Source organism: Agrobacterium sp. SORGH_AS_0440, assembly GCF_031453135.1.
In the GTDB taxonomy this organism is placed as follows: domain Bacteria; phylum Pseudomonadota; class Alphaproteobacteria; order Rhizobiales; family Rhizobiaceae; genus Agrobacterium; species Agrobacterium pusense.
The window spans coordinates 580,691-603,801 of sequence record NZ_JAVIYR010000001.1 but is presented as its reverse complement, the minus strand read 5'-3'; the positions used below and the strand labels follow the sequence as shown (position 1 = coordinate 603,801).

At 59.3% G+C, this 23,111-nt stretch carries 25 protein-coding genes; 12 read left to right on the top strand and 13 right to left on the bottom strand.

From position 1 onward, the window contains the following. Positions 1-106: 106 nt before the first annotated feature. On the bottom strand, positions 107-406 hold the full coding sequence (locus tag QE453_RS02840; RefSeq protein WP_004445697.1) for a hypothetical protein: 300 nt from the start codon (positions 404-406) through the stop codon (positions 107-109). Positions 407-1,085: 679 nt separating this feature from the next. Further along, positions 1,086-2,249 (bottom strand): M20 aminoacylase family protein, encoded by a 1,164-nt coding sequence (locus QE453_RS02835; protein WP_004445691.1) that lies wholly within the window; start codon positions 2,247-2,249, stop codon positions 1,086-1,088. Between the two features lie 164 nt (positions 2,250-2,413). Between QE453_RS02835 and QE453_RS02830 the strand changes: the two genes are divergently transcribed. Continuing rightward, positions 2,414-3,532 (top strand): D-alanyl-D-alanine carboxypeptidase family protein, encoded by a 1,119-nt coding sequence (locus QE453_RS02830; protein WP_034497250.1) that lies wholly within the window; start codon positions 2,414-2,416, stop codon positions 3,530-3,532. Between the two features lie 193 nt (positions 3,533-3,725). Continuing rightward, entirely contained in the window at positions 3,726-4,844 is a 1,119-nt protein-coding gene (locus QE453_RS02825; protein WP_309776339.1) for a GTP-binding protein, read from the top strand. A gap of 232 nt (positions 4,845-5,076) precedes the next feature. Here the strand turns inward: QE453_RS02825 and QE453_RS02820 are convergent, their stop codons facing one another. From QE453_RS02820 to QE453_RS02800, 5 genes are all read right to left on the bottom strand, one after another. Beyond that, a complete protein-coding gene (locus tag QE453_RS02820) occupies positions 5,077-5,325 on the bottom strand; it encodes a sulfurtransferase TusA family protein (protein ID WP_044459152.1) in 249 nt (82 codons plus the stop codon). Beyond that, the gene (locus QE453_RS02815; protein WP_006697153.1) at positions 5,322-6,617 is read right to left on the bottom strand and encodes a murein L,D-transpeptidase family protein; all 1,296 of its coding nucleotides are present in this window, start codon (positions 6,615-6,617) and stop codon (positions 5,322-5,324) included. Before QE453_RS02815 ends, QE453_RS02820 begins: the two co-directional genes overlap by 4 nt. Before the next feature lie 191 nt (positions 6,618-6,808). Beyond that, positions 6,809-7,762, bottom strand: a complete 954-nt coding sequence (locus QE453_RS02810; protein ID WP_309776338.1) for an acetyl-CoA carboxylase carboxyltransferase subunit alpha — start codon at positions 7,760-7,762, stop codon at positions 6,809-6,811. A gap of 62 nt (positions 7,763-7,824) precedes the next feature. Continuing rightward, entirely contained in the window at positions 7,825-8,811 is a 987-nt protein-coding gene (gene xerD / locus QE453_RS02805) for a site-specific tyrosine recombinase XerD (RefSeq protein ID WP_309776337.1), read from the bottom strand. Further along, positions 8,808-8,981, bottom strand: coding sequence for a hypothetical protein (locus QE453_RS02800; protein WP_034497628.1), 174 nt, complete (start codon positions 8,979-8,981; stop codon positions 8,808-8,810). Before QE453_RS02800 ends, xerD begins: the two co-directional genes overlap by 4 nt. Before the next feature lie 188 nt (positions 8,982-9,169). Between QE453_RS02800 and QE453_RS02795 the strand changes: the two genes are divergently transcribed. Next, entirely contained in the window at positions 9,170-9,751 is a 582-nt protein-coding gene (locus tag QE453_RS02795; RefSeq protein WP_309776336.1) for a shikimate kinase, read from the top strand. A gap of 5 nt (positions 9,752-9,756) precedes the next feature. Further along, entirely contained in the window at positions 9,757-10,890 is a 1,134-nt protein-coding gene (gene aroB, locus QE453_RS02790; RefSeq protein WP_004445676.1) for a 3-dehydroquinate synthase, read from the top strand. 228 nt (positions 10,891-11,118) lie between these two features. On the opposite strand, the gene QE453_RS02785 is transcribed toward aroB, so the two are convergent. Further along, entirely contained in the window at positions 11,119-11,400 is a 282-nt protein-coding gene (locus tag QE453_RS02785; RefSeq protein ID WP_006697148.1) for a BolA family transcriptional regulator, read from the bottom strand. A gap of 115 nt (positions 11,401-11,515) precedes the next feature. Between QE453_RS02785 and QE453_RS02780 the strand changes: the two genes are divergently transcribed. The 4 genes from QE453_RS02780 (at position 11,516) to QE453_RS02765 (ending at position 16,236) form a co-directional block, all read left to right on the top strand. After that, positions 11,516-12,151 carry a J domain-containing protein gene (locus tag QE453_RS02780; protein WP_004445673.1) on the top strand — a complete coding sequence of 212 codons (636 nt, stop codon included), beginning with the start codon at positions 11,516-11,518 and terminating at the stop codon, positions 12,149-12,151. Positions 12,152-12,219: 68 nt separating this feature from the next. Continuing rightward, a complete protein-coding gene (gene cobS, locus QE453_RS02775; protein ID WP_004445672.1) occupies positions 12,220-13,209 on the top strand; it encodes a cobaltochelatase subunit CobS in 990 nt (329 codons plus the stop codon). 107 nt (positions 13,210-13,316) lie between these two features. Next, complete coding sequence (gene cobT, locus QE453_RS02770) at positions 13,317-15,221, top strand: cobaltochelatase subunit CobT (RefSeq protein ID WP_037092701.1); 1,905 nt, start codon at positions 13,317-13,319, stop codon at positions 15,219-15,221. 37 nt (positions 15,222-15,258) lie between these two features. After that, positions 15,259-16,236, top strand: a complete 978-nt coding sequence (locus QE453_RS02765) for an esterase-like activity of phytase family protein (RefSeq protein WP_162719194.1) — start codon at positions 15,259-15,261, stop codon at positions 16,234-16,236. 2 nt (positions 16,237-16,238) lie between these two features. Here QE453_RS02765 and QE453_RS02760 read toward each other — a convergent pair whose 3' ends face one another. The 3 genes from QE453_RS02760 to rpmB form a co-directional block, all read right to left on the bottom strand. Then, a complete protein-coding gene (locus tag QE453_RS02760) occupies positions 16,239-16,574 on the bottom strand; it encodes a pentapeptide repeat-containing protein (protein WP_006697146.1) in 336 nt (111 codons plus the stop codon). Between the two features lie 89 nt (positions 16,575-16,663). After that, complete coding sequence (locus tag QE453_RS02755; protein WP_309776335.1) at positions 16,664-17,308, bottom strand: queuosine precursor transporter; 645 nt, start codon at positions 17,306-17,308, stop codon at positions 16,664-16,666. Between the two features lie 109 nt (positions 17,309-17,417). Further along, a complete protein-coding gene (gene rpmB / locus QE453_RS02750; RefSeq protein WP_003509888.1) occupies positions 17,418-17,708 on the bottom strand; it encodes a 50S ribosomal protein L28 in 291 nt (96 codons plus the stop codon). Between the two features lie 252 nt (positions 17,709-17,960). On the opposite strand from rpmB, the gene QE453_RS02745 reads away from it, so the two are divergent. Further along, positions 17,961-18,734 (top strand): DUF3108 domain-containing protein, encoded by a 774-nt coding sequence (locus tag QE453_RS02745; RefSeq protein WP_022563021.1) that lies wholly within the window; start codon positions 17,961-17,963, stop codon positions 18,732-18,734. A gap of 142 nt (positions 18,735-18,876) precedes the next feature. Here the strand turns inward: QE453_RS02745 and QE453_RS02740 are convergent, their stop codons facing one another. Beyond that, positions 18,877-19,317, bottom strand: coding sequence for a cupin domain-containing protein (locus QE453_RS02740; RefSeq protein WP_004445662.1), 441 nt, complete (start codon positions 19,315-19,317; stop codon positions 18,877-18,879). Next, positions 19,317-20,087: a hydroxyacylglutathione hydrolase gene (gloB, locus tag QE453_RS02735; protein WP_309776334.1), complete on the bottom strand. Its 771-nt coding sequence runs from the start codon at positions 20,085-20,087 to the stop codon at positions 19,317-19,319. Before gloB ends, QE453_RS02740 begins: the two co-directional genes overlap by 1 nt. 119 nt (positions 20,088-20,206) lie before the next feature. Between gloB and QE453_RS02730 the strand changes: the two genes are divergently transcribed. The 3 genes from QE453_RS02730 to QE453_RS02720 all read left to right on the top strand — a co-directional run bounded on the left by QE453_RS02730 (position 20,207) and on the right by QE453_RS02720 (position 23,087). Continuing rightward, a complete protein-coding gene (locus QE453_RS02730) occupies positions 20,207-20,968 on the top strand; it encodes a class I SAM-dependent methyltransferase (RefSeq protein WP_004445660.1) in 762 nt (253 codons plus the stop codon). Positions 20,969-21,051: 83 nt separating this feature from the next. After that, positions 21,052-22,158 carry a histidinol-phosphate transaminase gene (hisC, locus tag QE453_RS02725; RefSeq protein ID WP_309776333.1) on the top strand — a complete coding sequence of 369 codons (1,107 nt, stop codon included), beginning with the start codon at positions 21,052-21,054 and terminating at the stop codon, positions 22,156-22,158. Next, positions 22,158-23,087, top strand: a complete 930-nt coding sequence (locus QE453_RS02720) for a prephenate/arogenate dehydrogenase family protein (RefSeq protein ID WP_077985768.1) — start codon at positions 22,158-22,160, stop codon at positions 23,085-23,087. Before hisC ends, QE453_RS02720 begins: the two co-directional genes overlap by 1 nt. Positions 23,088-23,111: the final 24 nt, after the last annotated feature.

The window sequence follows — 23,111 nt, the reverse complement described above, 5'->3', positions numbered from 1 at the left end:
CAAGTCAACAACGGCCGCCGAGGGCTCCTGTAAGACAGGCCTTGTGACCGTCTCGTCGACCAAGTGCGGCAAGCCGGTCAACCGCGGGGAGATGAACGGTCCAATCCTATTGAGCCACATCGAACGAATGGCGGTCGATCCGCTCCTGAAGCGAAGCCACAACCGCTTGCAGAAACTCCCGGCGTCTTTGATTGGTCGTTGCCGCCAGCGTCACCTGCAACCGGCTGCTGATCCTGTTCAGGAAGCCAACATGGTTGAAGCTGTCGGCTGCTATATTCACCTCCACCTCGTCCATGTAATGCGCCAGATGCGGTTCCAGCGCGAGATTTGCATCCGTCTGGTAGCAGGCAGCCATCTGTTCTCCAAGCGTGGACATCTGCACATATGGACCATATTCGTCGATCATCAAATCTCCCTCGCCTCGCGCGACCCACTTCGACAGGCGCCTCATCGTCACTGATAGGAAATAGGAAGCGATTGCGGGCTTTCAACGTTCCCTTACGAAGCTTTGAACTTTCTGTGTTCTAGGCGGAAACGCTTTTATGTCGGTCGATCTGATATTTGCCAATTGCAAGCGGCCAGGCTGGCAAAAAATACGCTCCACTTCTCGCGCCCGGACCAGCTGTCTGCTGGTCGCTATCCGATTATGTCATTGATTTTAAAAAATTTTCAGGAAATGGTGTCCACGAGAGGATTCGAACCTCCGACCCCAGGATTCATACCGCTTCGGCTTTCGCCGCCGCCCTGCCTTGTCGGGAAGGGCGTTCGTGGTCTGGACTGTCCCTTCACCATGGGCCGTGAGGCCTTTAGGTGCTGCCCATCCAGTCTCTACACCTTCACCGGATTTCTCCGGAGCTTGGCTCGGGATTGGCATGCTGGAAGACCAGCGAAGCTTTCCCCGACTTTGAGCAGATCGATTGCGTCGTTTCCGGACGCAACCCCCAATTTGTCTTAGGAATCCTGTGCTCTATCCTGCTGAGCTACGTGGACACTGAATTGCTCTTTAACCTGACCCAGCCGGCGGATCAACCGCGTTCTTCATCGCGGTTGATCTCGTCCTCCGCTTTCTTCGCGTTGGCCTGACATCAGCTCGTCAGGCGCTGTTCTGCAAGTTTCACCCAATAGGAGATGCCGTAGGCGATGGCTTCGTCGTTGAAGTCATAACCCGGATTGTGGAGCCCGGCCGAATCGCCATTGCCAATGAAGATGAAGCAGCCGGGCCTTTCCTTCAGCATGAAGGAGAAATCCTCTCCTGCCATGGAGGGATCGACATCGGGGTCTACATTCGGTTCGCCAACCACATCGCGGGCCACACGGATAGCGTGGTCGGTTTCAGCGGCGTGGTTGAAGGTCACCGGGCAATAGCGCTCATAGACGACTTCGGCTTCTGCGCCATTGGCAAGCGCAATGCCTTCCGCCATCTGCTTGATACGTTCCTGGGCGAGATCGCGCACTGTCTCATCGAGGCTGCGCACGGTGCCGGCGATCAGCGCCTCGTTGGGAATGATGTTGTGGCTGGAGCCGGCCTGAAAGCGCGTGACCGAGACGACAACGGAGCGGATCGGATCGGCATTGCGTGAGGCGATCATTTGCAGGTTGCCTACGATCTGCGCGCCGATGGTGATGGGGTCGATCGTGCGATGCGGCTGGGCCGCATGGCCGCCTCGGCCCTTGACCGTGATTGAGAACTTGTCCGGTGCTGCCATGATGCCGCCCTTGCGGATGGCGAAGGCGCCAAGCGGAATGCCCGGCATATTGTGCATTCCGTAAACTTCGTCGATGCCGAAACGCTCCATCAGGCCGTCTTCGACCATGGCGAGCGCGCCGGCGCCGCCTTCTTCCGCTGGCTGGAAAATGACAGCGATCGAGCCCGCGAAATTGCGGGTCTCGGTGAGGTACTTCGCCGCGCCGAGAAGCATCGCGGTGTGGCCGTCATGGCCGCAGGCGTGCATGGCGCCGGGCGTTTTCGATGCCCAGGCTTTGCCGGTTTCCTCGACTATGGGCAGCGCGTCCATATCCGCGCGGAAGCCGATGGTGCGATTGCCTGGAAGATTGCCCCTGATGATGCCGACGACGCCGGTGCGGCCGAGACCGGTCACGATTTCGTCAACGCCGAAAGATTTCAGCTTCTCCGCGACGAAGGCCGCGGTGTTGTCGACATCATACAAAATCTCTGGATTTTCGTGCAGGTGATGCCGCCATTCGCTGACTTCCTGCTGGAGTTCGGCGGCTCTGTTCAAAATCGGCATTCGTTCATTCCTGGGTTCATCGGTACGGCGTGTCGTAAAACTCCATCCTCCGTGGTGGATAGTGCGCCGCATAATTGACGTAATCAATGTACTTTGCCATTGCTAGGACATATATGGTGAATATTGCCATTCCCCGACTGAAGACGGGAATTCGAGGACTAGCCTTGCCACAGACTTTCAAATCGCCAAACGCCGCCCGCCGGCTTTCCGCAGCCATTGCCATCATCACCGCAGGTGTCGTCGCCGCGGCCCCGGTGGCCAATGCCAATCCGAAAATGGTGGTCGATGTCAAAACCGGCAAGGTGATCTCGCACCAAGAAGCCTTCCGCAAATGGTATCCGGCCTCGCTGACCAAGCTGATGACCGCCTATATCGCCTTTTCGCAGATGAAGGCTGGCAAGATCAGCCCGCAGACCGAAGTGGTGATGAGCAAGAAGGCCGCCGACCAGCCCGCCTCCAAGATGTATTTCAAGCCCGGCCAGAAACTGACGATGGACAGCGCGCTGAAGCTGCTGCTGATCAAGTCCGCCAACGATATTGCGGTCGCGATTGCGGAGACCATCGGCGGCAACACGGATAATTTCGTGGCGCAGATGAATGCGCAGGCGCAGCGCCTCGGTATGAATTCCACGCATTACGTGAACCCCAACGGTCTGCCGGGGAAGGGCCAATACACGACGGCCCGCGACCTCGCGCTGCTGGCGCTGATCATCAAGCGGGAATTTCCCGAATATGCGCATTATTTCTCGCTTGAGGGCGTCACCACGGGCAAAAAGAATTACGCCAATTTCAACATGCTGGTTGGCCGCTTCGATGGCGCGGATGGTATGAAGACCGGCTTTATCTGCGCTTCCGGGTTCAACCAGGTGGCATCGGCCGTGCGCAATGGCCGCTCGATCATCACTGTGGTGCTGGGTGCCGATAGTCTCGCGGGTCGAACCGACCAGTCGGCCGATCTTCTGCAGATGGGCCTGACGTCTCCTTCCGGTCAGGGTGTCTCGCTCGCCTCGCTTGCCCCTTATGGCGATACCGCAGAGGTCAACGATATCAGCGCCGAAATATGCAACCCGAAGGCGGCGAAAATCCGCAGTGAGGGACGCGACGATGCCGGCCGCATGGTCATCCATTCGCCCTATGTGCAGGAAATGACCCGTCCGCCGGAATATTCCTTCGCCGGTCTTATACCGGGCAGCGAGACGGTCGCGGTTAATGCGCCCAAGGGCGCGGCCGCAAAGGGCCAATTGGCGAATGTGCCGATCCCGATCCCGCGCCCCACATTCTGACGGACAGGCGAAGGTGCCGGGAGAGGTCTCCCGGCCGCCCTGCCATTTGGCTATTCGCAGATCGATCATGTTATGATATTACAATGTCGCTCGCGGCTTTCAGCCTCGGGCGATTTGTTTTAGCTTCATGCCGTTGCGGGTTTTATGTCCTGAACTGACTTCCCCAAAGCGGCAATCAACATACAGGCCAGACATGTCTCGCGATCGTATCCCGGTTTCCATTATCACCGGATTTCTCGGCGCCGGAAAATCGACTCTGCTCAATCGGCTCCTTAAGGATCCTGACATGAGCGACGCGGCGATCATCATCAATGAATTCGGCGATGTCAGCATCGATCACATGCTGGTCGAAAGCGCGGGCGAGGGCATTATAGAACTGGCGGAAGGGTGCCTTTGCTGCACCGTGCGCGGCGAACTGGTGGACACGCTGGCGGAACTGATGGACGGTATCCAGACCGGCAAGCTGAAGCCGGTGAAGCGCGTGGTCATCGAAACGACCGGCCTTGCCGATCCCGCTCCCGTCATGCAGTCGGTCATGGGTAACCCGGTCATTGCGCAGAATTTCGTGCTGGTTGGCATGGTCACTGTGGTGGATGCCGTGAACGGCCTCTCCACACTCGACAATCATCAGGAAGCTGTGAAACAGGTGGCTGTGGCCGATCGTATTGTCGTGACGAAACGAGCGCTCGCCGATGACGCCACGATTGCGGCATTGACTGCCTGCCTAGAGGCGCTCAATCCGCGCGCGATTATCGAGGACGGTGACAAAACCGACTGGAGTGCTGCGGGGCTTCTCAATAACGGCCTTTACGATGCCGGCAATAAAACTGCCGATGTCAGCCGTTGGTTAGGCGAAGAGGCGCTGCACGATCACCACCACCATGATCATGCACATGATCACCACCACCACCATGACCATGACGTGAACCGCCACGATGCATCCATTCGTTCCTTTTCGATCATACACGACGAGCCGATAAGCCCAATGGCCATCGACATGTTTGTGGATTTGCTGCGCTCGGCGCATGGTGAAAAGCTTCTGCGCATGAAGGCCATCGTGAAGCTCACGGACAATCCGGACAGGCCGTTGGTGCTCCATGGCGTGCAGACGATTTTTCACGCGCCGGAGCGTCTTTCCGCCTGGCCGGACCCCGCTGATCAGCGCACGCGCATGGTGCTGATTACGAAGGATTTGCCGGAGGCTTTCGTAAAGGACCTCTTCGCTGCCTTCACCAGCGCGCCGGGTATTGACCGCCCGGACGGGCAGGCGCTGACGGATAATCCTTTGGCGGTTTCTGGGTTGAAGTTTTGAAGTAGTATGGAATGGCGGCCGGGCCGGGGTGTGGCTTACCCCCCTCTGTCCTGCCGGACATCTCCCCCTCAAGGGGGGAGATCGACAAGGGGCCTGCTCCGAATACTCATTTCCGCATCGACGGTCGCAGCGAGCATACTGGCGAGGGAACGAGCGGCCACAGCGACTGATCTCCCCCCTTGAGGGGGAGATGTCCGGCAGGACAGAGGGGGGTGAACCACCGGCGACACCGTCAAACGTCGGTTTTCCCACCCTTCACAATCCGAAACCGATGGCCCTTATCCAGCGCCGTCGTCTCCACCAGACGATGCCCATCCTCATTGCACATATGTGCAATATCGATCACCGCCAAAGGATCGGTCGTCTCGACGGTGAGAACATCCCCCGTCTTCAGCGTTGCGAGTTTCTTGCGGCTTCTCAAAACCGGAAGGGGGCATTTAAGCCCCCTCAAATCATAGACGATATCGCTTGTTGCGGTCATTCCTTAGCCCAGAACTTCCAGAATGGCTTCTTCTCCGGTGCTTCCGGCGCCGGGGCTGCGGAATAGGCAAGCGGGTTCATGGCTGGCACCGGAACGCTCTGGGCAGCAGCGCCAGTCTGGCCTGCTGCAGGCGTAGCCGAGGCAACCATTGTCGGGGCAGCTGGTGCCGGGTTCGATTGCGGCGCCGTGGCCGGCTGGTTAGCCGAAGGGCGAGGGCCACGCAGCGCCGAGGCGGTTGCGGTGGTCGCTGGCGAAGACGATGTCACCTGCTGGGCCTTCTTCTCCATCAGCGCGGCATATTCCGTTTCCTTCATCAGCTTGCCGGCCTTCAGCGCGGAGCCCGTCGGGGCATAGGCGGGTTCGCGGCCCTTGCGCTTTTCGGCCACCAGCGCCTTGCGCTCGGCTTCGCTCGGGTCGTACCAGGCCATGCCTTCATATTTCTTCATCGCCTTTTCATAGGCGAGATCGTAAGTCTTCTCATAGCTCGAAAGCGCGCTGACGAGTGCGGGCGGCGTGCTCATGGGCGGGCACTGGGCCGACGCGTTGAAGCTGCCACCTTCCGCCTGCTGGTTGAAGACATATTTCTTCTCGCAGACATTCACTTCCGGCGGACGTTTGGTGACTTCGAAATTGTCGTAGCCGACCTTCAGCATCTTCCAGAATTCGAGGTGCTCGCTCTTGCGATGACGTGCCATGTTTTCCGCCGTCATGCGGAAAGGAAATGCCTGCAGCTGAACTGTCTTCTGGCCGCCCTTGAAGGCATCGCGGGCAAAACCGTAGATTTCAAGAATCTGCGCATCCGTCATCGAGTAACAGCCTGATGATGAGCAGGCGCCATGGATCATCAGGTTGGTGCCGTTGCGGCCATTGGCAGCATCGTAGCGGTTCGGGAAGCCGGTATTGATGGCGAGGTAATATTTCGAATTCGGATTGAGATGGGCTGGCGTCAGGTTGTAGAAACCTTCCGGCGCCTGCCGGTCGCCTTCCTTGACCTTGGGGCCAAGTTTTCCCGACCATGCGCAGATTTGATATTCGGCAATCTTGTCGAAACGGTTATCGCGCTTGGCCTTCCAGATTTCCAGCGCACCTTCTTCCTTGAAGATACGGATCATGATCGGCGACGTGCGGTCCATGCCCTTCTTGTCGATCTCGGCCAGAATGGACGGAGACAGCGGGTAATCAACCTTGTTCTTGATGTGCGACACATCACGTTCGACGGTTTCGAGTGTATCGTTACAACCGGCGAGAACGAGCGCGGTACAGGCAAGAAGTGCAAAATGTGTCAAACGCATGATCTGATCCGAAAGACGATGGCACGAAGTGGCGGCAGTTCTATACCGTTCCGTGTGCAATTTAAATACGGTATTAACCGTTTACATCTTCTTAACTCAAATCGGATCCGCCCCCGCGGCCGCCGATCCATCTTTTGATGTGACCGGACTATGGCCGAGTTGGGGCGATAGCGGCGGAAATTAAGGCCGCCTCAGAGATTACGGCCGATATCCAGGAACTTCTGGCGGCGTTCGGCCCTAAGCTGCGTGCCCGAGCGCTGGGAAAGATCGGCCAGCGCCTTGGCGATAACGTCGCCTGTCGCGCCGATCACGGTTTCCGGCGCGCGATGCGCGCCACCGATCGGCTCGGGAATGATACCATCGATGACGCCGAGCGACTTCAGATCTTCCGAGGTGATCTTCATGTTGGTCGCGGCTTCCTTGGCGCGGGTCGAATCGCGCCAGAGGATGGATGCCGCACCTTCCGGCGAGATTACAGAGTAGATTGCATGTTCCAGCATGTAGACGCGGTTGCCGGTGGCAATCGCGATGGCTCCGCCCGAGCCGCCTTCGCCGATGACGACGGAGACGATCGGCACCTTCACGTTCAGGCACATTTCCGTCGAGCGGGCGATGGCCTCAGCCTGACCGCGCTCTTCCGCACCGACGCCGGGGTAGGCGCCCGCGGTATCGATAAGCGTGACGACAGGCAGCGAGAAGCGGTCGGCCAATTCCAGCACGCGGATAGCCTTGCGGTAACCTTCCGGGCGCGGGCTGCCGAAATTATGTTTCAGGCGGCTCTTGGTGTCATTGCCCTTTTCCTGGCCGATAATTGCGACTGGCTGACCGTTGAAACGGGCAAGGCCGGCCTGAATGGCGGCGTCTTCGGAGAACTTGCGGTCGCCGGCAAGCGGCGTGAAATCCGTAAACAGGGCCTTGGCGTAATCGACGAAATGCGGACGCTGCGGATGACGCGCGACCTGCGTTTTCTGCCAGGCGTTCAGCTTGGAATAGATGTCCTGCATCGCATCGTTAACGCGCGATTCCAGGCGGTTGATCTCCTCCGAGGTGTCTATGCTCTCGTCTTCATCGGCAAGCTTCTTCAGCTCGATGATCTTGCCCTCAAGGTCCGAGATAGGTTTTTCGAAGTCGAGATAATTGTGCATGAGATCCGTTTCCGATCGTTTTGCGCAAGGTTTGACCGGATTATCCGGCGGTTCCGGTCGCTCTAATCAAGGTTTTTGCCCTGTTTGGCAAGGGGGTGATGTGTTTGTACCAGCTCTTGCAAGCGTTCTTCCAGCACATGTGTATAGATTTGTGTCGTGGAAATGTCGGAGTGGCCGAGCAGTTCCTGCACCGCGCGCAAATCCGCACCGTTCTGCAAGAGGTGGCTGGCGAAGGCGTGGCGCAGCACATGCGGTGACACTGCCGAGGGGTGCAGCCCGGCCCGAATGGCGATGTCCTTGAGGTCGCGGGCGAAGACCTGACGGGGCAGATAGCCTTCCTTGCTGTTGGATGGGAAGAGCCACGGGCTATCCGTCGCTTCGGCCTTTTTCGCTGCCTTGCCTTTTTCTGAGGCAAGCGCCTTTCGGGCGGCTTCATATTTTTCCATGGCCTCGATCGCCGTTCGGGAAAGAAGAACCATCCGGTCCTTGTTACCCTTGCCGCGGATCATCAGGAAACGTCCTTCCTGACGCAGCACTTTGACCGGAAGCGCGACGAGTTCGCTGACACGCATGCCGGTGGCATAAAGAAGCTCGAGCAGCAGATGCATGCGGATGCGCGCGAGCTGGCCGGGACCTTCGGTTGCCGCTTCCTGCGCTGCGAGCCCAAGGAGACGGTTTACATCGGCGACGCTCATCGTTTTCGGCAGGGCAACGCCCTTCTTGGGCGCATCGATGATGCCGGTCGGGTCGTCACTGCGCAGGCCTTCCGAATAAAGAAAGCGATAAAACTGCCGCATGGATGAGAGGCGTCTCGCCTGCGAGGTCGCAGCGAAGCCTTGCGCGGAAAGATGGGTCAGATAGGCTGAAAGGTCCGATGTGGCGGCTTCTGTCAGAGACTGGCCGCGGCTCCCAAGGAATTCGCGCAGATCCGTCAGATCACGCTCGTAAGATGCGAGCGTGTTGGCGGCTGCACCCCGCTCGGCGCTCATCATCTCCAGAAAACTCTCCAGCCGCGCGCTGTCGCGCCCCGCCACCGGTTGACCGCTCATGGGGTGCGCCTTGCCGGTTCTGCCCCCGGTGGGTTCAGCCTTTCCGAGGGAATGCGCACCGTTACTTCGCGGTCGCGGGGCTGAACGACCATGACGAGCAGCACCATGCCGCCATAGACCAGCCCCGCGATGGTCGCCAGTATCATCGTGAAGCGGAAGAGGGTGGGCATGGCGGCTCCGTGAAGGTGGCGGTCGAAACGTATATGCGGTGCGGCGAAACCGGCGGCAAGCTGAAAAAGCCTGCCACTGTCACCGCCGCATGCGGCGATCATTGTGATTCACCGCAATTCAGTCAGCAATTTGGCTTGACGCTTCGTAAACATTTGCAGATATCCATGCCAAACGGGCTTTCAAATTTATGAGCGAAACGAATTTATCCGTCCCGGCCACACTCGGGGAGCAAGCGCGGGCAAAGCTCGGACGGCGCAATATCGTCTTTGTCGGACTGATGGGCGCCGGAAAGTCGGCGATAGGCCGCATGGTTGCCCATCAGCTCAGGGTTCCCTTCATCGATACGGATGTCGAAATCGAACGGGTTTCGCGCATGACGATATCAGAACTTTTTGCCACCTATGGTGAAGAAGAATTCCGCGCGCTGGAAACGCGGGTCATCAAGCGGCTGCTGCGCGGCGGGCCCAAGGTCATCTCAACTGGCGGCGGCGCCTTCATAAACGACAATACGCGCCGGCACATCAGCCGTGGTGGGATTTCGCTGTGGCTGAAGGCGGATCTGGAGGTGTTGTGGGAGAGGGTGAACAAGCGTGATCACCGCCCGCTTCTCAAGACCGAAAACCCCAGGGCCACGCTGGCGGCCCTGATGGAGAAGCGCTATCCGATCTATTCGGAAGCAGATCTCACCATCGAATCCCGTGATGTCCGCAAGGAAATCATCGTGACCGAAGTGCTGGCCGCCATTGCCGGCATCGAACAGAAAGACTGATTCCCATGACGCCTTCTGAAATCCACGCCGATGAACGTCTCGTCCATGTGCCGCTCGGTGAGCGCGCCTATGACATTCTGATCGGGCCCGGCCTCATCGGCCGGGCGGGCGGCGAAATCTCGGCGCGGCTGAGGGGCCGGCGCGCGGCGATCATTACTGATGAGCATGTCGCGCCGCTCTATCTTGAAGGCTTGATGGATGGACTGCAGACGGACGGCATCGAGGCTGTTTCCCTGACCCTGCCGGCCGGTGAAAAGACCAAGAGCTTCGAGCATCTCGTCACTGTCTGCGATGCGGTTCTAGCCGCAAGGGTGGAACGCAATGATGCGGTAATCGCGCTTGGCGGCGGCGTGATCGGCGATCTCGCCGGTTTTGCAGCCGGTATCGTCCGCCGCGGCGTACGTTTCGTGCAGATACCGACCTCGCTTCTGGCGCAGGTCGATTCCTCCGTCGGTGGCAAGACCGGCATCAACACCCGCCACGGCAAGAACCTCATTGGCGTCTTCCACCAGCCTGATCTGGTGCTGGCGGATACGGCGGTGCTCGATACGCTCAGTCCGCGCGAATTCCGCGCCGGCTACGCCGAAGTGGTGAAATACGGCCTGATTGACAAGCCGGATTTTTTCTTCTGGCTGGAAAAGAACTGGGACGACATCCGCACCGGCGGCCCTGCCCGCATCCAGGCGATTGCGACCAGCTGCCAGGCCAAGGCAGACGTGGTGGTGGCCGACGAGAAGGAAAACGGCGTACGCGCCCTTCTGAATCTCGGCCACACCTTCGGACACGCACTGGAGGCGGCGACCAATTACGACAGCAAGCGGCTGGTGCATGGTGAAGGTGTCGCCATCGGCATGGTGCTGGCGCACCAGTTCTCTGCCCGCCTGAACCTCGCAAGTCCTGACGATGCCGCGCGCGTCGAAGCGCACCTGAAGGCAGTCGGCCTGCCGACCACGATGAAAGATATTCCTGGAGAATTGCCGCCCGTCGAAACGCTGATGACGGCAATTGCGCAGGACAAGAAAGTCAAGGGCGGCAAGCTCACCTTCATCCTCACCCACGGCATTGGCCAGTCCTTCGTGGCGGATGACGTTGCGGCATCCGAGGTGCAGTCCTTCCTGTCGGAGAAGCATCCGGGGTGAACTGGCGCTGAGAGGTACGGTGAGGGCGCCCCCTTATCGCCTCGCTCCGCTCCGGCACTTCTCCCCGGCGGGAAAAAGAACAAGCTGTTTTGGCAATGCTCTACGGGGAAAAGTTGCTGGCGCGTTGAGCAAGGGCGTTGCCGCCCGGTTTCTTCTCTCCGCCGGTGAGAAGGTAGCCCGAAGGGCCGGGTAAGGGGGCTTGCTCTCGGTTCTGATGACAACCTTTACTTAAAACCGCACCGCTTCCCCCGGTGCCGCTGCCTCTATCGCCAGAGCATGCAGCCCGGCATCGAGTTCGGGCTTCAAAATCGCGTTGATTGCCCGGTGCCGTTCGATGCGGGACTTGCCGGAAAAGCTCTCCGACACTATCTGAACACGCATATGCGTTTCGCCCGTACCTGTGATATCCGGCTGGTGGCCCGCATGCATCTGGCTTTCATCGACGACCCTCAGGCGCTCCGGTGAAAAGCTTTCCCGAAGCTTGGTTTCTATGCGCTCTCGCAGAGACATTCGAAGGGCTCCAATTCTGTTTGCCGGTCTTTGAAGGGGGCTCCCTAAAAGCCTGTAACATTCCGCTTTGTCAATTCTTGTTGTGCGGCTTTTCGCACCCCATAATCAGGGCATCATGAAACTGGATTCGAAATATTTCGACCGCATCCGCACGCGCCGGAAAAGGGAGCGGGAACCTGAGGTTCAGGCTCCAACCTGCCAGTGGGACGGATGCGACAAGCCGGGCATTCACCGGGCACCCGTCGGCCGCAATGCTGAGGGGCAATTCTTCCTGTTCTGTTTTGAGCACGTGAAGGAATATAATAAAGGCTATAATTATTTTTCCGGCCTGTCCGACAGCGAGATCGCCCGTTACCAGAAGGAAGCGATCACCGGGCATCGCCCCACCTGGACGGTTGGCGTCAACAAGACCGCCCGCGACAGCCCGCTGCATTCCACGCTGCGCTCCGGCACGGCGAGCGGCAATGCCCGTATCCGTGATCCTTTCGGCTTTGCCGGCGGTTTTGCGGGTGGCTCGAAGGCAGGCGGCACCCGCATGCAGCAGGACCGAAAATTGAAGACGCTGGAGGCAAAAGCCTTCGATACGCTCGGACTTTCTTCCAGTGCAAAGCAGGAAGACATAAAAAGGCGCTATAAGGAGCTTGTCAAAAAGCACCATCCTGATGCTAATGGTGGCGATCGTGGTTCGGAAGAACGTTTTCGGGCTGTTGTTCAAGCATATCAATTGTTAAAGCAGTCAGGTTTCTGCTAAGCCAACTTCTGTGTTTACCGCCTGATTGATGATGTGGCCGGGTGGCTGCCGCCCGCCTTGGAGACGTGATGAGCAAAATCGACCTTGATATTTCCAACCTGCCCGACACGACGGTGTCCGTGCGGGAGGTTTTCGGCATTGATACGGATCTGCGGGTTCCCGCCTATTCCCAGGGCGACGCCTATGTGCCTGATCTCGATCCCGACTATCTTTTCGACCGCGACACGACGCTCGCGATCCTTGCCGGTTTTGCTCACAACCGACGTGTCATGGTCTCCGGTTTCCACGGCACGGGTAAATCCACCCATATCGAGCAGGTGGCTGCCCGTCTCAACTGGCCCTGCGTGCGCGTCAACCTCGACAGCCATGTCAGCCGTATCGATCTCGTCGGCAAGGACGCCATCGTCCTGAAAGACGGCAAACAGGTTACCGAATTCAAGGACGGCATCCTGCCCTGGGCCTACCAGCACAATGTCGCGCTTGTCTTCGATGAATATGATGCCGGTCGCCCGGATGTGATGTTCGTGATCCAGCGCGTGCTGGAATCGTCTGGCCGCCTGACCCTGCTCGACCAGAGCCGCGTTATCCGTCCTCATCCGGCCTTCCGCATTTTCGCGACCGCCAACACCATCGGCCTTGGTGATACGACGGGGCTTTACCACGGCACGCAGCAGATCAACCAGGCGCAGATGGACCGCTGGTCCATCGTCACCACACTGAACTATCTGCCGCATGAGCAGGAAGTGAACATCATCGCCGCCAAGGTGAAGAGCTTCGACAATCCGAAGGGACGCGAAACCGTCTCCAAGATGGTGCGCGTGGCGGATCTTACCCGTTCGGCTTTCATCAATGGCGATCTCTCCACCGTCATGAGCCCGCGTACCGTCATCACCTGGGCGGAAAATGCGGAAATCTTCGGCGATCTCGCCTTTGCCTTCCGCGTGACGTTCCTCAACAAGTGCGACGAGCTGGAGCGCACGCTGGTGGCCGAACAGTATCAGCGGGCCTTTGGCGTCGAGCTGAAGGAAAGCGCTGCGAACATCGTTCTCAGCGCCTGATCGTTCCCGGCTTGCCCGGAAAAGATCATCCATGACTTGAGGACGCCGGCGGATCGCGCATCCAGAGATGCGTGGGCCGCAGGCGTCGACAATCGACAGGAAAGACAATGGCAGCGCGCGGCGACAATTCCAGAGCGAAACCGGGTACGGCGGTCGATACGGAGCCGTTGCGTCAGGCGATTGCCGGATGCGTGCGATCCGTCGCTGGCGATGCCGAAGTCGAAGTCGTTTTCGCCAATGAACGGCCGGGTCTTGCCGGCGAGCGCATGCGCCTGCCGGAAATTTCCAAGAAACCCACCGCGCAGGAAATCGCGATAACCCGCGGCCTCGGCGATTCCATGGCGCTGCGTCTCGCCTGCCACGATGCGGATACCCATGCGGTGATGTCGCCGCAGGGCGCTGAAGCGCGGTTGATCTTCGATGCGGTAGAGCAGGCGCGCGTTGAATCGATCGGTGCGCTGCGCATGCCGGGCATGGCTTCCAATATCCATGCCATGAACACGGAAAAATACGCCAAGGCGAATTTTGCCGGTATTACAAAACAGGATGATGCTCCTCTTGCCGAAGCCGTTTCGCTGTTGGTGCGCGAGAAGCTGACAGGCGAAAAGCCGCCGGAAAGTGCCGGCAAGGTTCTCGACCTCTGGCGCGACTTCATCGAGGACAAGGCTGCCGGCGACCTGAACGATCTTTCCAGGGTGATCGGCGATCAGAAGGCGTTTTCGCGTCTGGTGCGCAAGATGCTGACCTCCATGCAGATGGCGGAGGATTTCGGCGACGAGGATAACGAGCCGGAAAGCCAGGAAGCGGAATCCAACGAGGACCAGCCGCGCACCAACGAGACCGAAGAAGAGCAGGTCGAGGAAGAGGCCGGCTCCGACGCGACGCCCGCCGATGAGAACGAGGCCTCGCAGGAGGAAATGGAAGAAGGCGAGATGGACGGCGCCGAGATGTCGGACGAGGAAATGTCCGACGATCTCGACGAGGATTCCGAAACGCCTGGCGAGACCCGCCGTCCCAACAGCCCTTTCGATGATTTCAACGAGAAAGTCGATTACCGCATCTTCACGCAGGAATTCGACGAGGAAATCCACGCCGAGGAACTGTGCGACGAGGCCGAGCTTGACCGTCTGCGCGCCTTCCTCGACAAGCAGCTTGCTCATCTGCAGGGCGCTGTGGGGCGCTTGGCGAACCGTCTGCAGCGCCGCCTGATGGCGCAGCAGAACCGTTCCTGGGATTTCGATCTGGAAGAGGGTTATCTCGATCCGGCCCGCCTCGTCAGGCTCATCATCGATCCCATGCAGCCGCTCTCCTTCAAGAAGGAACGCGACACCAAATTCCGCGATACCGTGGTTTCGCTGGTCATCGACAATTCCGGTTCGATGCGCGGCCGTCCGATCACGGTTGCCGCCACCTGCGCCGATATTCTGGCGCGTACCCTGGAGCGCTCCGGTGTAAAGGTGGAAATTCTGGGCTTCACCACCAAGGCATGGAAGGGCGGGCAATCGCGTGAGCAATGGCTCGCCAGCGGCAAGCCGGCTTCGCCGGGCCGCCTTAACGATCTGCGCCATATCATCTACAAGTCGGCGGATGCGCCGTGGCGGCGCGCACGGCGCAATCTCGGCCTGATGATGCGCGAAGGCTTGCTCAAGGAAAACATCGATGGCGAGGCGCTGATGTGGGCGCATAATCGCCTGATCGGCCGCCCCGAGCAGCGCAAGATCATGATGATGATCTCTGATGGTGCGCCGGTGGACGATTCAACCCTGTCGGTCAATCCGGGCAACTATCTGGAGCGGCACCTGCGCGCCGTTATCGAGCAGATCGAAACGCGTTCGCCGGTGGAGCTGCTGGCAATCGGTATCGGTCATGACGTGACACGTTATTACCGCCGCGCGGTCACCATTGTGGATGCGGACGAGCTGGCTGGCGCGATGACCGAACAGCTCGCGGCGCTCTTTGAAGATACGAGCGGCGCTGCCGGTTCGTCCCGCAGGGTCCGTCGTGCGGGATAAGCAGGGCGGGGCGTCCTCCGCCCGCAAAACGCTATTGATGGCCGCCATTCTGGCGGCCGTATCGCTTTGTCCGGTTTCCATTGGCGCGTCCGCCATCGATGTGCCGGTCAGCGTCCGTCAGCTCTCCGGTTTCGAGGTCGGCACCAGCGAAAAACGTTTTGGCAAGCTGGAATTCATTGGCGGCATGGTGATGAGTGCGCCGGAAAAGTTGTTCGGCGCTATCTCCTCCATTCGGTTCCGCCCCAACGGGGAAGACTTCGTTGCGGTGCTAGATACCGGTCACTGGCTGACCGGTAGGGTGACACGTGACGCTGTCGGGGCGTTGTCTGGTCTTGCTGAAGTCCGTATTACCCCGATGCTGGACATGAACGGTCGCGAACCGCCGCGCAAGATGGAGATGGATGCGGAAGGGCTGGCGCTGCGCGGCGGCAGGGTTTTCGTCAGTTACGAGCAACGCCACAGGATCGATATCTATCCCGATCCGGGCTTTGCCACCTCGAAGCCACTTGGCCGTCTGCCGCATCTCATTCCCAATAATGAGCTGCGCCACAATGGCGGCATGGAGGCGCTCGCGGTCTCGCCAGCCGATTCGCCGCTCGCCGGCGCTCTCGTCGTCGTTGCGGAGAAAAGCATTGATGCGGACGGCAATCTTCTCGCCGCGATCCTTGAGGGGCCGCTGAAAGGCACATTCGCGGTTACCCACCATCCCTCGTTCGACGTGACTGATGGCGCATTCCTGCCCAATGGCGACCTGTTGCTGCTCGAGCGCCGCTTCAATTTTGCCGAAGGCGTCGGCATGCGCATCCGCCGCATACATGGTGCTGATATCCGGCCGGGCGCGGTGGTGGATGGTGAAATCCTCATGGAAGCCGGCATGGCCTACCAGATCGACAATATGGAAGGCATGGATGTGGTGAAGGGGCCGGATGGTTCGACGCGCCTCGTCATCATTTCTGATGACAACCACTCTTTCCTCCAGCGCAACCTGATGCTGGAATTCAGACTAGTGGAGTAAAATCAGGTCTGCTGCTGTGCCGCCTTGTAGGCAGCCATCAGATCCTCGACGGGAATGCCGTCGATCTTCATGCCGGTCATTCGGCATGACGTTATCTGCGCACCGGACAGATTTGAGTTGCTCAGTTTCAGACCGGAAAAATTGACGTCATCGATCGACCAGCCGGACATGTTGTTATCCGTGAACGACGCACCTGACAAATTAATATTGTTGAAGCTCGCCCCGGAAAGATTGACGTTGTCGAAGACCGTGCCGGAAAGATTGACGTCATTGAAGGTTGAGCCTGAAAGCGTAGCGCTGGCGGCCTCTACAATGTCGATAACGTCCTTGATCTGCATGTCTACCTGCCTCCGCGCTGTGCCACGGACGACAGACTGCAATGCTGACGGCTGGCTTGCAAGCGCGATTTGATCCGCGCTTGACGGTCTCAAACGCGGCCGGTTTTGACGGCGCCCGGCATCGGCTTCAGCGTGTTCATCAGCGCGCCGTAAGGCAGGAGCATGACAAGGCCGACGAGAATCTTCACCGAAAGATCACCCAGGGCCCATGAAATCCAACGGGGCGCTTCCACGGCGAAGACACCGAGGATGGGAGCGTTTTCGATGGCGAAGGCATCGTTGGGGCCGACGAAGGAGAAGCTTGCCGCAAAGGCGATGGAGAAGAAGAGCGCCGTATCCAGCACCGAACCCAGCATGGAGCCGGCCAGCGGCGCATGCCACCAGCGCTGGCGGCGCAGGCGGTTGAACACGGAAATGTCTAGCAGCTGGCCGATCAGATAAGCCGTCCCAGAGGCGACTGCAATGCGTGGAATGGATGTCCAGAAAGACAGCGTGACCCCGACGACGAAGCCAGCAAGCACGACGCGGCGCGCTATGGATGGGCCAAACTGGCGGTTCGTCAGGTCCGTGACAAGGAAGGCGATTGGATAGGTGAAGGCGCCCCAGGTCAGCAGGTCGCCGAGATTGATGCCGAACAGCGAACCGGAAAGCGGATATTGCACCAGAATGTTGGACGCAACGACCACGAGGGTCATCAGCACGACATAGATAAGCGTATAGCGCAGGTAGAGCATTTTTTTATCCTGGGTGATGCCACCAGTTGGAACCGGATTAAACAAGCAAAAGGCTTGAGCGGCCAAAGCCAGTCAAGCCTTCCGAATGTTGATGATGTCGAAACTGCTATTAAGCAGCTTCAGCCGTCTTCTTGGCGATCTGGCGGCGCAGGAGACGAGCGCGCATGCTCAGTTCGTTTTCGCCGGACTTCAGAAGGAAGGCATCGAGGCCGCCACGGTGTTCAACGGAGCGCAGAGCGGCTGCGGAAACACGCAGGCGGAAACGCTGGCCGAGAGCATCGGAGATCAACGTAACCTGGCAAAGGTTCGGAAGGAACCGGCGCTTGGTCTTGTTGTTGGCGTGGCTGACGTTGTTGCCCGTCTGGACGCCCTTGCCGGTCAATTCGCATACACGGGACATGGGTACACCTATTTCGTTTCGTCTGTTTCACCACTGGCTCGCCACCGGCAAAACCGGGGTGGCAATCCAACTGGCCATGATTGGAAAGTTGCGGTTCTATAGTCAGACGAGACTTAACAGTCAAGCCGCTCGCGAGCAAATGAAAGGAAATTCCGGCGTTTTCAACCGGCATCCGCTTTTTTATTGCCACAAGTCGGCGTATATCATCGCCCGATAAGGCCGCTTCCGCGCCTCTTTTAAGGTGATATCGAAATGATTGCCAGAGGAAAAAGCATTTTCGTGGCCGCGACAATGGCGTTAGCGGGTGTCTCCCCCTCGCTCGCTGCCGAAGCGCGCCACACAAGCGAATACAGCATCAATCTCGGCATTTTGCCGATTGCCAAAGCGAGTTTTTCGACTCGCATGGATGGACCAAATTATTCGATCTCCGGGTCCTTCAGTGCCGCCGGTCTTGCCAGCATTCTCAAGGATATTTCCGGCAAGACGACCGTTTCCGGCGCGAGACGTGGCCATCGGCTGCAGGCCAACGAGTATTCGCTGGTCTATAAGGACGGCAAACGCGTGCGCACCTATGACGTCGTCTATCGCAACGGCAACGTCACATCGACGACGGTGAAACCGGAGCCGAAGACACGGCCGGACAATTGGGTTGATGTGAAAGACCGCGACCTGCGCTCGGTTCTCGATCCGATTTCAGGTCTCATCATTCCCGCGGGCGGCCGCGTCTGCCCGACTCGTCTGCCGATCTATGACGGCGAATCGCGACTCGATCTGGTTTTGAGCTCCAGCGGCACCAAGCCGTTCAAGACCAATGGTTTTAATGGCGATGCCATCGTCTGCAAGGCGCGTTATGTGCCGAAGTCGGGTTACCGGCAGGGGCGCAAGGATATCGAATATCTGAAATCCATTTCGATGGAGATCTGGTTCGCCAAGTCGAACAACATGGATGTCTATGCGCCTGTTTATGCGATCATCCCGACGCGGGTGGGACAGGTCTACATCACCGCCACGAAATACGGCGGCTGACTAAGGCTGATGGTAGTGTAAGAAAAGCAGACGTTGCGGCGTATTTTTTCTCCCCGCCAGGGAGAGGGTGGCCCGAAGGGTCGGATGAGGGGGCAAGCTCTCGCTTTGCCTCCTCATCCCGCTGCCAGCATTGCTCTGAAAGTTACTGCGCATCCCCAGGCGACCAGCCGGGTTCGGCCATGACGAAACTCGAAAAGGCAAAGCCCGGCGAGACGGTGCAGCCGACGAGGGTATAATCACCGAGGCTTTCGGCCGACTGCCAGCAATTGGCGGGAACGATGACCTGCGGGCGCTCGCCTTCCAGAATGGCAGGGCCGAGCGTGAAGGTCTGCACTTCCCGGCCATCCTGCGAAAGATGCAGCGCGATCGGCGCGCCGGCGTAATAGTGCCAGACTTCCACCGCATCGGTTACCCGATGCCAGTGCGAGCGATCGCCTTTTTCCAGGAGATAATAGATGGCCGTCGAATGACCGCGATCGCCGCCGGCCTTGTCACGGAAAGTCTGGTGGTAAAAACCGCCCTCGGGATGCGGCTCGAGCCCCAGTTCACGAATGATCGCCTGCGCAGATATATCCGTTCCCATCAGAAATTATCCTTGCGCGTGCGGATTTCCGCGAAGACGTCGGCATCGGTGGCGCTTTCCAGACCAAGATTTTTGCGAATGCCGGTATCCGCCAGCCGCATATAGGGGTTGGTCTGTTTTTCGAGCCCGATGGTGGTGGGAATGGTGAATTCATTCGCCTGCCGTGCCTTTTCCACCTTTTCCGCGCGGTCACGCAGCGCGGCATTGTCGGGATCGACGGTCAGGGCAAAGCGGGCATTGCTCAGCGTGTATTCATGGCCGAAATAGACCTTGGTCTCATCCGGCAAAGCCATCAGCTTCTGGAAGGAATGCCACATATCCGCCGCCGGGCGTTCGAAAAGGCGGCCGCAGCCCATGGCAAACAGCGTATCAGCGGCAAACAGCAGCCCGTCATCCGGCATATAATAACAGATATGCCCCGCCGTATGGCCGGGTGTGGCGATGATCTGAACGCGGCGGCCGGCGAATTCGAATTCGTCGCCATCGGCCTGCGAGCGGTCGAGCCCCGGTATGGCCACGGCCTCATCATAAGGGCCGTAAATTTCGCACTGAAACTTGTCTTTCAGCGCAAGATTGGCTTCCACATGGTCCTGATGGTGATGCGTGGTGAAAATATGGGTGAGCTTCCAGCCGTGGCCGTCGAGAGCGTGCAGGATGGGGCCTTCTTCCGGCGCGTCGATGGCGGCAGTCGCCCCGCTTTCGGGGTCGTGCAACAAAACCCCGAAATTGTCGCTGCGGCAAAGAAAGACGTCTATTTCCAAAGGTTTCATCGTATCCTCTCCATTTGCCGGCCAAAACCGGCGCATTCGCCTGCCTGACGTTCCCAACCGACTTCCAATGTAAGGGCAGACGCCTTGAAGTCCAACCGCCTGATGCTACATTCTCGCCCATGAATACCGATATCGTCGATCTGCGCGAATTCTATCATTCTCCGCTTGGCCGCTCTGCCGAGCAGGCGATCACCATGGCGCTTTCGACGCTGTGGCCCCCCTTGCCGGAAGAGCGGCTGGTGGGCCTCGGTTATGCCGTGCCGTTTCTGGACCGGTTCCGCCGCGATACGGAGCGCACCTTCGCCTTCATGCCGGCCGGGCAGGGGGCGGTGAACTGGCCGGCGGGAGAGCTGTCCTCCACCGCGCTGGTGTTCGATGAGGAATTGCCGCTGCCCGATTCGTCGATAGACCGGGTTCTCATGGTGCATGCGCTGGAATTTGCCGAAAATCCGCGGGAAAGCCTCAAGGAACTATGGCGGGTACTGGCGCCGGGCGGCCGCCTGGTCATCGTGGTGCCGAACCGCCGCGGCGTCTGGGCGCGCATGGAACACACGCCTTTCGGTTCCGGCCGGCCCTATTCGCGCGGGCAGCTGACGGCGCTGTTGCGCGAAACCAATTTCACGCCGGGCGCCACCGCCGAGGCGCTGTTCTTTCCGCCCACTACAAGCCGGCCGGTGCTGAAATTCCGCCGTTACCTCGAACATACCGGGCGTCGTCTCTGGCCGCTGTTTTCCGGCGTCATCGTGGTGGAAGCGCAAAAACGTCTCTATCAGGGATTGCCAGTCACCCAGCGCGCCTCGCGCCGGGTTTTCGTGCCGGTACTCGCGCCACAGGGGGTGCCCACCACCCGCGCGGCCGCAAGCCAAGGAAAGCCGCGCTGACCCTCGACAAAGCGACCGTTCCGGTCTAATGCCTCCGGCATTGCTTTTGCCGGGTTCTCCGGCGCTTTCCAAAGGTCGATCAAATGAGTGCAGAGCTTAGCCAACCTGTTCCGCGTCCGGGTATTCTGGATATCGCCGCTTATGTTCCGGGCAAGGAGCATGTGGATGGCGTTGCGAAGGTTTATAAGCTCTCCTCCAATGAAACCCCGCTCGGGCCAAGCCCGAAAGCCATCGAGGCTTTCAGTACGGCGGCCAGCCATCTGGAAATCTATCCGGACGGGCAGGCGATTGCGTTGCGGCAGGCCATTGCCGACGTGCATGGCCTCAACATCGCGAATATCCTGTGCGGCAACGGCTCCGACGAGCTTCTTGGCCTGCTTTGCCACGTCTATCTGGGTGTGGGCGATGAGGCGATCATCACCGAACACGGTTTTCTCGTCTACAAGATCCAGATCATGGGCGCGGGCGCGACACCGGTGACGGTGAAGGAAAAGGATTGCGCTGTCGATGTGGACGCGATCCTCGCCGCCGTGACGCCGAAGACGAAGATGGTGTTCATCGCCAATCCCGGCAATCCCACCGGCACCTATGTTCCGGTTGCGGAAATTCGCCGCCTGCAGGCCGCCCTGCCGAAACATGTTCTGCTGGTGCTGGATGCGGCCTATGCCGAATATGTGCGCAAGAACGACTATGAGGCCGGGCTGGAACTGGTTTCCGGCAACCGCAACGTGGTGATGACCCGCACCTTCTCGAAGGTCTACGGCCTTGCTGCCCTGCGCGTGGGCTGGATGTATGGTCCGGCCGCCATCGTCGACGCGCTGAACCGTGTGCGCGGACCGTTCAACATGAGCGCGCCGGCCATCGCAGCGGGTGCCGCTGCCATCCGCGATCAGGCTTTCGTCGAAAAAGCCGTGGCGCACAACGCGGTGTGGATGGAAAAGCTGGTCACGACCTTTACCGGCCTCGGCCTCACCGTCACGCCGTCAGTCACCAACTTCATCCTCATCCATTTTCCGGATCAGGACGGCAAGCGGGCAACGGACGCTGACGAGTTCCTGAGCCGCCGCGGGTACATTCTGCGTGCGGTGCGCGGTTACGGTTTCCCCAATGCGCTCAGAATGACCATCGGTTCGGAAGAGGCCAATCTTGGCGTCATCGCTGCTCTCACCGAGTTCATGGGGCGGGCTTGATGGCTGAGATCATGTTTGAACGCATCGCGCTGATCGGCATCGGCCTGATCGGTTCGTCCATTGCCCGGGATATCAAGGAACTGGGGCTCGCCCGCCATGTGATTATTTCCACCCGCAGCGAAGATACGCTGAAACGGGCGGAAGAACTGGCGCTTGGCACGGATTATACCGTCTCGGCGGCGGAAGCGGTGAAGGATGCCGATCTCGTCATCGTTTCGGTGCCGGTCGGCGCGTCTGAAAGCGTGGCGCGGCAGATCGCACCGCATCTGAAACCGAGCGCCATCGTTACCGATGTGGGTTCCACCAAGGCTTCCGTCATCGCACAGATGGCGCCGCATATGCCTGACAACGTGCATTTCATTCCCGGCCATCCGCTGGCAGGTACGGAAAAATCCGGCCCGGATGCCGGTTTTGCCGGCCTCTTCCGTGACCGCTGGTGCATCTTCACACCGCTGCCGGGCACGGACGCGGCGGCGCTGGAAAAGCTGAAGGATTTCTGGCGGGCGCTCGGTTCGCGCGTGGATGAAATGGATGCCGAACACCACGACAAGGTTCTGGCCATCGTTTCGCATCTGCCGCACATCATCGCCTATAACATCGTCGGCACGGCGGATGATCTGGAGACGGTGACCGAATCGGAAGTCATCAAATATTCTGCCTCCGGTTTCCGCGACTTCACACGTCTGGCCGCCTCCGATCCTACCATGTGGCGCGACGTCTGCCTGCACAACAAGGACGCCATCCTTGAGATGCTGGCCCGGTTTTCCGAGGATCTCGCCTCCCTGCAAAGGGCGATTCGCTGGGGAGAGGGCGACAAGCTGTTCGAGCTGTTCTCGCGCACCCGCGCTATTCGTCGCTCGATCGTGCAGGCAGGTCAGGACGTCGATGCGCCCGACTTCGGTCGTCACGCGCTGGATCAGAAGAAGTAGGGCGCCGCTGGCGACAGTCTTGGC